The following is an 11,559-nucleotide window of genomic DNA, read 5'->3' on the forward strand; positions in this document are numbered from 1 at the left end:
CTCGGGGACGGCTTGACGTTGTATCGGGGTGTCCCGGCCTGGCATCCGAGCTGGCGCGAGATTCGTAACGGGGCGGTTCTGCCGCTCGACGGGAATCCCACCCCGGACTTCCCTGCGCACGACACTAGTTTCATCCCGTTCAAGACGGATTTGAAAGCGGCGCAGTCCGCCGCTGCTGCGTTTCAGGGGTTGAACCCCGGCGAGGAACTCCGGTTCGTCGAGGGGTATGACCCAAGCGATCAGGACTTCCCGGTTGGTGCGGTTGTCACCACGACGTTGTCCGCTACCGGTGGCACGCCGGTGGTTCTGGTCGACAGCACCACGGCTCGGGTTGGCGGGCCGATCGTCGAGTTCACCGACATCGTGTTCACCATGGGCACGCCGGCCGCGAACGTGCTCCCGTCCGACGACAACCACGACCACGACGAATTCGATGGTGTGCTGGGGTCCTCGATGCCCGCGGTACCCAACGCGGCCGAGATCGAGGACTACCTTGCTACGTACGGGGCTTTGCTCGCGGATCCGCGGACGGCGCCGAGCAAGGGCAAGGGGCGCGCGGGCACCCACATCGAGACAGCCGCGCCAGAGTTGGAGGAGTCAAGGGAGGACGGCGAGAGCAGGCCGCAGGTCCAGGCCACGGCCGGTCCCGAGCAGGACACCACTCCCACGCCTGCCGCACACGGACCGAGACATCGGTACTTCTCGCAGGTTGTCGCGGATCATCAGAAGTGGTTGTTCGTCGTCAATCCCCTCCATCACAGGAGGGCGCTTAGCGCGTATCCTGCCAACCCGGGTTCGTTGTATGAACACGAGCGGTCGCCTGGGTTTCAGTACACGATGCTCGCGGCGTTCGGCAGTATGCTGGACGGCGATGGCCTGCGGGTAGACGAGCTGGAATGGCGCAAGTACGTCGAGTTGCACGCGCTGGCCACCTCATGGACCGCCGAAAGTATCGAGGTGAGCGGGACCCACGGTAGGACTAGGTTCGGGATGCAGATGCCTGCCCCGGCCGCTGACCTATTCGACGAGCGGGTTCTCGGTCGGCGGTTGAATGTCACCGCGGAGAGTGGTCAGGCGGCAATCGACGCGGGCGAGCAGGGGGCGTTGACCCTGTTCCAGGAGATCGACGGCACACCGATGGTCTTCACCCAATATTTGCCGGAGGACGCGCCCGCCTTGGCGAACGCCCTGTTCGACGGCTTCCGTACGGCTGTGAACAGTGCCCTGGACGACTCAGGTCGTCTTCGCGCGATCGGTCAGCTCATTCGGCAACTGCACGTTCTCCATTTCTTCACGGACGGGAACGGGCGGCTCAACATCTTCTTGTTGCTGCCGTGTTTGCTGCTGGAGTACGGGTTCCGGCCGGTCGTCCACCCAAGGCTGGACATGCTGTTCAGCGGTGGGTTCAGCCTGGACGAGATCGTCGATGCGTTGCAGTCGGCGCAGGAGGTCGACCTCGACGAGTACCTCGCCAGCCTGGCAGCGCAGGTCGACGCCGATCCCGACAGCATCGCCACGCCGGGCTTCCTCACTCCGGCGCCAGTTCAGTCCACGCCGGGCACTGGCCGGAACTATGCCGAGATCTTCGCGGAACTGCGGCCGTGGAATTTCCCCAACCGGAAGGCGTGGAATGCGGCCTGGGACGCGCGTCTGAGGAAGGCTCTTAATGACCTCAACGAGTTGCCCGCCGCCGAGGCCGAGGCGTTGCGTACCGACGCTTACCTCGTGACGGCCATCGACGGGGCCAGGCTGTCTGAAGTGGATCCGGATGAGACTGTCGAGGCCTCGGCCCTCCGCGCACGGCTGCACGGCCTGATCGCGCTAGTTTCATTGCAGCTGCAGGAAGACAAAGATGCGGACGTTGACCCGGAGGTTCGCAAGCAGGCCGCGTTCGACCTGTTCAACTGGGTAATGATCGACCGGGGCGTGGCGTCGTGGGGCGTGCCGCTGCCGGGGCGCCGCGGCGACCAGCTGAACATCCCGGACGATGCCCATTCGGACGCTGCGATCTCCGAAGCCCTCGTCATCACCTCGGGCATCGAACTGGTTTTCAAGGTAAAGGTGCACTCGGCACAGGGCGCGCAGATCCAGAGGGAAGCGCATCCGGACGCACCCCCGATCAACTTCAACGCTGTTCAGCCGCGGCCGTGGGACCTGGATGAGCTGCGCGGGGTGTGGGCCGCGCTGGGGCATTTCGCGCCGTTGCTGGGTGCCCGTCGGGCCGTCTCCAGCCGCGGGCACGAAGAGCAGGAGATCCAGTCTGTCAGCGCGGTCACCTTCAGCCTCGGCGCCGACGGCATCGACCACACCGCTGCGGGTGAGTACTTCGACCGAGCCGGCAACTTCTCGCTGTACCCCAGTGGTGGGGGCACCGAATTCGGTGAAGGTGTACGCGGCATCGAGGCAGTCGCCACGCGCGAGATCGCGCGCGGCCTGCTTGGCTACGCGCAAACTGCCTTTACGAGCTCGGTCGATACGTGGGGTGCCAATGGTCGTCCGCGCCTCGTCGAAGACGCTGAGGAGCCGCTCCCGGGAGCGCTGACGGCGGAGGAAGACTTCATTTTGTCGATCCACGCCGCTAGGTCCGAGCTGGACATCGACAAGGACCGCTTCGCACAGCAGTCGCCGAAGCATGCCGAGGCGATCGGGAAGTTGTCGGAAATGTATCCGGACGTGCTCGACAGCGACAAGGACGCCGAGCATGTGGCCGAGGTGCTGCGTGAACACCTGCCGGAGTTCAACCTCGCGGTGGGCGCGTGGACGGCGGACGGCTGGCCGAACTTCAAGGGGGAGCGGCCGATCACGCAGTATGGCGCGGACAACCCGGCGGCAGATCTCGCCGAGGCGGCGATGTACTACTTCCTCGCCCCGCAGGAGTTGCGGGAGCGCGCGCCGCAGCGCGCGGCGTTCCTCGGCAAGTTGGTTCAGGGCTGGTCGCTCGACGACACTTCGGCACCGACGCCGGGCAACATCGTGGCATCCGGCGGGGTGGCTCCGCGCCCCTCCGATGTTAGCGAGGTCGCTGCGGCGGTGGCGTTGATGCGGGACGCTAAAGCGCGTGGTTTCGCTCGCGTTCGTTTGTCTGCTGGGACGGCGACGCCGACGGACAAGGTGGCTCTCAACGCCTTTGATCACATCGGTCGGATGTGGCCCAAACGTGGTCCGGTGCTGGACCTGCGCGCTGTGCATAGCGCGATTGATAGCGGACCGGACTCGTCGTTGGTGTGGATGGCTGCGCTGGCCTACCTGGCTTCGCTGGAGGATGCGCGCGGCAAGATCAAAATTGTTGTGGACAGGTACCGCGATGGCGGTCAGTGGAAGCATGTGGCTTTGCCTGATGCGGCACGTGACCGGTTTACGGTGACGGGCAAGGGCGAGTGGCATTCGACTGGGCTGATGTTCCGGCCTGTGCGGCTTGTTCCGCCGGGTGCCGTCGCACTTCGTGTCGATCTCGACAGGTTCAGGCCGCCGCTGGTCAGCATCGAGTTCGCTGACAAGCAGAAGACTCTCGACGAGGGCGAGTGGCAGGTCGACCGGTTTGCCAGGTGGCTGGCGGAGGCTGCTGTCGAGCTTGACGGTGATGGTCTGCCGCCGCTGATCGCAGAGTTCTCGGGCCAAGGCCACGGTCGTAGGTACCGCGCACCGGCAACGTCCTGGCTGGACAGCGGCACGCGCAGGGCGGCGGAGGTCCGGTCGCGAGTACTTCAGGGCGTGACGGCTGAATTGACTCGTCTGGAGTCTGCGGCGCGGGCGGGTGTGCTCAGTGCTGAAACGATCGTGCCCGCCAACCGCATCACCGGGACCCGCAACCCGAACCGCGGTGCTCGCAACGTGGTCACCGCGACCGCCTTCCCGGCGGCGAACCTGACCGTGCCGACCACCACCTCGCTGGGAGCCGTGTTCGCGGGTGTGGACAAGAAGGGGGCGCGCCGGTACTTCACTGCGGGTCAGGTACAGATGCGGACGCTGACCGACGCGAGCGGTCAGATCATGGGGGTCACGTTCGATGCGCCTGGCGGCGATCCGACTCTCATGTCGGAAGGCTTCCCGGTGAACAACGATCGCCGAGTCGGTCTGCTCATGGCTGACGAAATGATGCAGGACACCGTCCCGCCGATCTCCATGGCGTTTCCGTGGGATGGCGACAACAGGACGTTCTTCGTGGATACCCACGGAAAGCCAGGTTTCGCCATGATCACTCTTGCGGACGGCACACTCATGTTCGTCACCGGGGGAACGCTTGCTCGTCTGGTGTTGGGCTCGGAGGCGTTCCGGCAGGTTGGCGGGGCGTTGGTGGATTCGTTTGCGCTCTACATCTGCGATGCTGGCGCCCCGGAACCTGGGGTGCCGAACGGCAAATCGGTGGCTGAGGACTTCTGGCGCACCGTGACGGAGTCCAGGATAACTGCGGCGGTAGACGGAGCCAGCAAGAGGCTGTGGGTGGCGCATAAACGCAATGACAAGGGGCAGATCGAGCACAAAACGACTGGTATCACCCAGGGTGGGTATTGGGTTTCGTTTGGCCGAGATGCTGCGGGGCTCGAGATCACTGCCGACGAGGTGTTGAAGCAGGTGCCGTATTGGCGCAAGCTGCCGAAGGACGCTCAGAAGCATTACGCAGAGCTGATTCCTCTGTTCGCGGTGGTGGACAAGGTCTACCGGGCGAGCGACCTCCTGAAGCGTGGCTTGCTGGAGAAAGGCGGTGTGCTCAATCTGGCCGCGGTGCGTGGATTGGTGGAGGCTCCGCCGGTCGCTGGTGCTCGGGCGGTGCGTACTGACCTGGTGTGGGAGACCGCGATCAAGCTGGTGCGGAGTGGTCCTCATACGGGTTTGTTGGGTGGTGTGGTCGTGCCGCCGGACCTGATGCATCTGATGAGCGGTCATGGCTTCGTGGCCGGTGACGAGGTGGAGTGGGCCGACGGGCGCATGGTGCGACCGGCGCGGTGGTCGGAGCCGTTGTCGACGTCTTCCGAGGGCGTGACCGAGTCCAACGTTGGCGTTGCGCCTGGGCTGAACAGGTCGTTGGTCGACATGTTCAATACCTTGCGCGATCGGACGCACGGGGTCGGCCAGCGCCCGGTTGCGGCGGGAACCCTGTACGACGCGGTGTATCGCGCGCTTACGGTGGGTGAGGCGTCGACGAGTCCCGGCGGCCTGCGTGACGCGGTGCTCTCCACCGTGCTGGCGCTGCTCGCCGACCGGCAGGATGGGGAGTCTGGCGCGCGCTCGTTGAGGGCGAACCTGTTGGCCGCGCGGATCACTGGTGGGCAGTTGGTGGATGCTGTTGCCCAGCACCGCGCGGTGGCGGAGGCGGGGGAGCAGGCGGTGCGGGCGCGCGACTTCGCCGGCCGGCTGATCGCGACCCATTTGCGCCGGAACCTGGTCATCACCACTGACAGCACCGAGGTCGTACTGAGGCCCTTCGGCGGCCCCGCAACCGATCCCGACGTGCACATCGAGCAACGGGCGGACGATCCCGTCACCTATGGTCCGGCGGTCACCCCGAAGCCCGCCGTGTCTCCGATCGATCAGTCCACGGCGCTGGTTCTGTCGAACTCACCCAATGCCGACGGGGCAATGGTCGACGTGGCAATGGTCGACGCAGCGCCGGGTGTCATGGCTGTGGACGAGGTCGCCACCGATGCCGAGGTATTGCACGCTGACGAGGCGTCCTTCGGCAGCGGTGCGCGCACCACTCCAGACACCTCGGACCACGCTTTCGGGCCACCTCGGGCCGTGGCCAACGCCGCGGTCAACGAACTTGTGGGCGCTGCGGCCGATGGATTCGCGACCACGCGGCAGCACGAGGAGCTGCTTCTGGACAGCAACACCGACAGCAACACTGACAGCGACACTGACAGCAACCGTGCGTTGCAGGTCAGTCCTCCAGGGGCTCGCGGTGCTGCCGGGTCGTTGCCGCGCTATAGCGTGGTGGATCCGGGCCTGGCAGATCCGGTTCCTCCGCTGTACACCGCGGAACCGGTGGTGTTGTCCACGCTGCTGCGGGACCAGCACGGTCGCGTTGTGGGTGTGAGTTTCATGTCGGGTGCGGAGTTGGCGCGGGCGCAGGAGTGGGCCAGGTCGTCGGATCTGGATGCCTCGACGATGGTTGACACGGACTACGTGACGCTCGCGGCGATGGCGCCCGAGGAGCGTGCCCGGCACCTGCGCTCGGTGCGCGGCCCGTGGACGCAACCGCGCCCCGGCGCTTTCCTCAAGCCGTTCTTCGTGGATGTGCATGGCGATGGGGAGATGGTGTCGGTCTCCTACTCCGATGGCACGACCGGGCAGTTGACTGGCCGTCAGTTCGCCGGGGTGCTGAAGGGCATCGATGTGTTCATGCAGGCGGGGTGGCAGGCGGTCGCGTTGTTGTCGTGCGCGGTCGGTCCGAATCGGGGTGCGGCCACGTTCGCGTTCGACTTGCATGATGGGCTGCAGGACGTGCGCATGGTGATCGTGCATGCGCCGACCGGGCAGATCGTTCCCGTCGGGGACACATACGAGCTGGATGAGCTGCGTAACACGACGGCGATTTTCGATGGCGGGGGGTGGGTGACCGTCGATCATGACCGTGTCTGGACCCGCACGGTCATGGCACGGATGCGTTCCCACCCGCCGTACGCCGGCCGTGGCGCCGACGTCGGTACGGACAAGTGGTTCGACAATATTGCGAATCTGGCCAACCGGATCGTGGCGGTGCTGGAGAACTCGATTCGCGAGAGCGGAACTTTGGACCTGGTGGGCGCGCGCCGCGCCGTGATTGACGATGGGGACAGTGCCCCGCGGACCATGTGGTCGGCGGCGTTGAGCGTGGTGGCTGGTGGCCCATGGGCATCGCAGGTGAGCACGGTCGTCGATCTGTCGAACGACGGGGGCTATTGGGGCGCCCTCAGCCTGGAACCGCAGGCGCGGTCGTGTTACGTGGTGACGGGCAAGGGTATTTGGGATCGCGAGAACGGTCGGGTGAGCAGGCCGGCGCGGATGGTGCGGCCTGGCGAGTTCGGGGTCACGCGCTCCGTGGACCCGGCGGATCCGCCGCTGGTGGAGACGTTCGAGTTCGCTCAGGGGGAAACGAGAATCGATTACAAGTCGGAGTCGGGGAACCGGCGCCTGCAGGGGGTGCACAGGTTGGCGCGGTGGCTCGCGCAGGCGGCGATCGAGGACCACATCGACGGCAGGAACCCTGCTGTGGTCGTGGAGATCACCGGGTACGGCCGCCAGGGCGAGTTGGCCGGGGCCGGGCGTGGCGAGCAAGCCGGGCTGGCACGCGCGGAGTTCGTCGCGAAGCTTCTGCACCGCGAGGTCGAACACCGGCTGCGCGAGCTGGCGGAACCGGTTCTCGCCCGCCGGCTCCTTATTCGGGTGCCGAGGCTGGTGCCCAAACCGACGGGTGCGCACCTGACAGACGGACACGAGCAGCCATTCGTACAGGTGCAGGTCCGGGCCAAGGGTATGCACCTCGACAGCAGCCCGGCGGTCAGTGTGACGGCCGAGGCGCCTCCCGGCGCCCGCCACCTCAACGACACGCTCGACGACGACAGGCTCGGCGACGACAGGCTCGGCGACGACAGGCTCGGCGACGACGCCGGGCCGATCCCAGAGGTGGGGTTGGGGACCGGGGCACAGATCGTCGAGCAGCAGGCTCAGGGTTCGGTCGTGCTGGGTGAGGACGCCACCACGTTGGGCTCTGTTGATGCCCGACCGGTCCAGCAGCCGCCGTTCCCCGAACCGAGCAGGGGCATGGGCCGGGCAGGCAGCCACATCGACACCACCACGCCGGAGTCGCAGGAGTCCGCAGAAGCCAGCGAGGCCGGGCCACAGGTCCCGGCCATGGCCGGGACCTACCAGGACACCGCGCTACAGGATGTCGATCTCGACGATTACCTCGCCGGCCTGGCAGCGCAGACCGGCGCCGATCCCGACAGCGGCTCCGGCAAGGACTCCGAGCTGGATCTCGGTCTTCCGGCGCTGGTGCGGTCCACAGCGGACACCGGCGGGAAGTACGACTCGATCTTCTCGGACCTGCGGCCGGTCAACTTCCCCGACCGGGAGACGTGGGACGCGCGTCTTCAGCAGGCTCTCCGTGAGCTCGGCTCGATGCCCGCTAGTGAGGTCGATGCGCTGCGCATCGCCACTCACACCGCGACGGGCATCGATCGCGCCGCACTGTCCGAGGTGACATTCGACTCGAGCGTTGTGTCTGTGTCGAACGAGTCGTTGGTCGAAACGTTCACTGCCCTGCTCGATCGGACGGACAAGGCTCTCCAGGGCCCGGTCGCCGCGGGAACCCTGTACGACGCGGTGCACCGTGCGCTTCCCGAGGGTGAGGCGTCGAAGAACGCTGGGGACCTGCGTGACTCCGTGCTCTTCACCGCGCGGGAGCTGCGCGACGACTCGCAGGGCGAGCAGGACGAGGAAGACCTGGTCGCGCTCTGGCTGGAGCACCTGATGACCGCGCGGATCACCGGTGAGCAGTTGGTGGACGCTGTTGCCCAGCATCGCGCGGCGGCGCTGGCCGGCGAGCAGGCGGTGCGGGCGCGCGACTTCGCCGGCCGATTGATCGCGACCTACCTGGGCCGGAACCTGGTCATCACCGCTGGCGGCACCCAGATCGTGCTTGAGCCCCTCGACGGCCCCGCAACCGATCCCGGCGTGGCGATCGAGCAACGGGCCGACGGTACCTACGGTCCAGCGGTCACGCCGAAGCCCGCCGTGTTGCCGATCGACGAGTCCTCCGCGACGACTCCGTCGAACTCACCCAATGCCGGCGCTGGCTCGACGCGCAAGCATGGCCGACAGGACGGCGTGCACCTGACGTCCTCAGGGCGGATGCCTGCCGGTGGTCGTTCGGTCGTTCAGCCGGTGGTGACCCATGTCCCATCCATGGCTCCGTCGGTGGCGTTTGCGGTTGGTGGGGTCGAGGCTGAACCGGGTTCGTCCGATCGGCCGGGCATCGACGAGCTGCCCCCGGCCTCCGGCACCCGCAGTACGGCCGACTTCGGGCCTCGTCCTGACACTCTGGGCCTGGCGTCGACGACGGCGCTGAGCGAGGTTGACGAGCCGCCAGGCACCGCCGAGTCTTCGCCCACCCTCGCGGTCGTCCCGGTGACATCGTCGGCCGATCTCGACATGTACCGGTCCAAAGCGCCGGTGAACCAGGTGCGTCTGCGGACGTACCGCGGCCCTGTGGTTTTCGAGGTGCGTCGGGTCGAGGTGCGGCCGGGGGTGTGGGTCCGTGAGCTGACGCTCGTGGTGTACATGAACTTTAGGCAGGGACAGGAGGAGGCTGCGCGCGACGCGTTCTGGAGTGTGTTGCAGAGTGGTGTTGAGCGCATGTTCAACCGGGGGCTGGTGCTGCCGTCTGGTGATCACCTGCGGGTGCAGGTGATCACCGTCGCGCACGAGCGGACTGCCGGAGTCAGCGTTGACGTCGACGACCCCAGCGCGTTGCGGCCCGTGGAGCGGACCTCATGGCACACGGGCCTGACTCCTGCCGCTCTAGCTGAGGCGGTCGCCGATCTTCTCGGAGCGTTCGACCCGAAGAAGGTTACCGCGAGGGTTACGAAGGAGCAGCTGGAGTCGCTGGAGGACACGTCGAGGACTGGCGGGCTGCGCGGCTTGGCACATGCCGACTTGCCCGACCTGGCCTCCGGACGGTGGTTGGCGGGTGAGGACAGCGTCGGGCGAACGCGCACGTTCACCAGCGGCCAGGTGTTGACGATCCCGGTGACACGCAACGGTCGTGACGTCGGCGTTCTCTTTACCAACACGGGCGGTCTGCACGCTTGGGTGTCGCGGCGCGATCGGGCGAACGCGCTGTTCATGGTGGATGCCACTGGGACCCGGCGGATGCCCGTTGTGCTGCGTGGTCTCGATGACGACACCACCAGGGTGATTGCGTTCCACGGCCAGAACGCCATGGGCGAGCTCTACGTGTTCGGGATCGGTGAGGTGCAGGTCAAGCCGTCCGTCTTCGTGAACGTGGTCGTCGACACCGGGGTGCTCGAAGGCGTCCCGGACGGCAGTCTTGTCGTGCTGGCGGCCTGCTCGATCTCGGGTCTTCCGGATGGACGTGGGTTCATGCATGCGGTGCAGCCATTGTTCGCCGAACGCGGTCTGGACGTGCGTGTCGCCGGCGGTACCCAGAAAGTCGTACCGGCTAGCCTCCGTTCTAACGGCGACACGTGGCTCGACGTGATCGACGGCGGGCATGTGAACGTGGCCGGTCCGACCACGGAGGCCGATGACGACTTGGTCGTGGCTGAACTCGTGGCCGCGGCGCAGTCGGGCTGGCAGTACATAAAGACGCGAGGGGGCCGGCAATATCACGCGAACTTCAGGCTCGCCGACCGTGCGGACACGCTGGCCTTGGCCGTCAGAATCGTGGGGAGCCTCCGTGGCTTGGCGGTGCGTCGGGGTGGTGACCTCGACTTGGTGGCGGCCTACTCGTGGGCGAGCACGACGCATGAGCGGCCGGATCTGGTGTTGGCTGTGGTGCTTTCGCTCGTCGCGGCGGACCGCAGCTTCCCCGAGGTTCGGACGCTGACGAACCGCAAACTGCCACCCGAACGGCCCCGCATGGCGGGGTCCCGACAGTGGACAAAGGTGCCGTTGGCCCCCCTTGCGCGGTCGCGTTTCATGGTCACGGGCAAGTCGACCTGGGACTACGAGGCGGGGGAGGTCCGCAGGCCTGTCAGGCTGGTGCCGCTGGGCGAGTCGGCGCCGCTGCGGGCGGGGGTGGACACCCCGCTGCAGGTCGAGGCCCAGTTCCACCTGTTGACCAACCAGGTCGTGCAGCGTCAGGAGCTTGAGGATTTCGCGCGTACGGCGGCGGAGATCGCCTTCGAGAACCACGAGGACGGGATCGCGTTGCCGACCATCCAGATCGTCGGCTACGCCGGGATGGGCCTGGCGGTCCGGGACGAGTCCCGCGTCCGTGACAAGGCCATCGAGCGCGCGAACCGGGTTGCCGCCTACTTGCGGCGCTTCGTCGGGCAGCACCTCGCGGCGCTGACGCCGGACGGTGAGCAGGTGCTGTCCCCGGACCTGATCGTGACCTCCACAGTGTCGGGCATCGCCCCACCAGACTCGACCTCGCGCATGCAGGCTGCAAAGGCCACCGTGTACCTGATATCTCCGAGTGGGATGTCTGCCGGTGGTCGTTCGGTCGTTCAGCCGGTGGTGACCCATGTCCCATCCATGGCTCCGTCTGCGGGTTTGGTGGTTGGTGGGGTCGAGGCTGGGCTGGGTTCGTTTGATCTGCTGGGCTCGGGCGGGTTGCCGGAGCGTTCGGTCCTTGATGCTGAGAGTGTGCGGTACAGCACTGCGAGTACGGCTGAGTGGATGGAGCCGGATCGGCCTCTGCATGTGTCGCAGTGGGAGCACCTGCGGTATAGGGCGGTGCCGGCGGTTATCCGGACGGCGCCGTTCTCGATCTCGGAGCAGTCGGTGATCGTGCCGAGCACCGAGCCCGGTGGTAGGCCGCGGATTCTGATCGGTCCGGCTTTCAAGGAGATGAAGGCGGCTTTTGAGCTCAGGCGTATGGAGGTTGTGCCGGGC

Annotated in this window: 1 protein-coding gene; it reads left to right on the plus strand. The window is 66.6% G+C overall.

The features are described 5' to 3' along the window. Window positions 1-12: 12 nt before the first annotated feature. The coding region (locus tag ABZX92_RS43150; RefSeq protein ID WP_355571534.1) for a hypothetical protein at window positions 13-11,559 on the plus strand (11,547 nt) is incomplete at its 3' end.

The organism is Lentzea sp. NPDC006480 (assembly GCF_040611995.1).
Classification (GTDB): Bacteria; Actinomycetota; Actinomycetes; order Mycobacteriales; family Pseudonocardiaceae; genus Lentzea.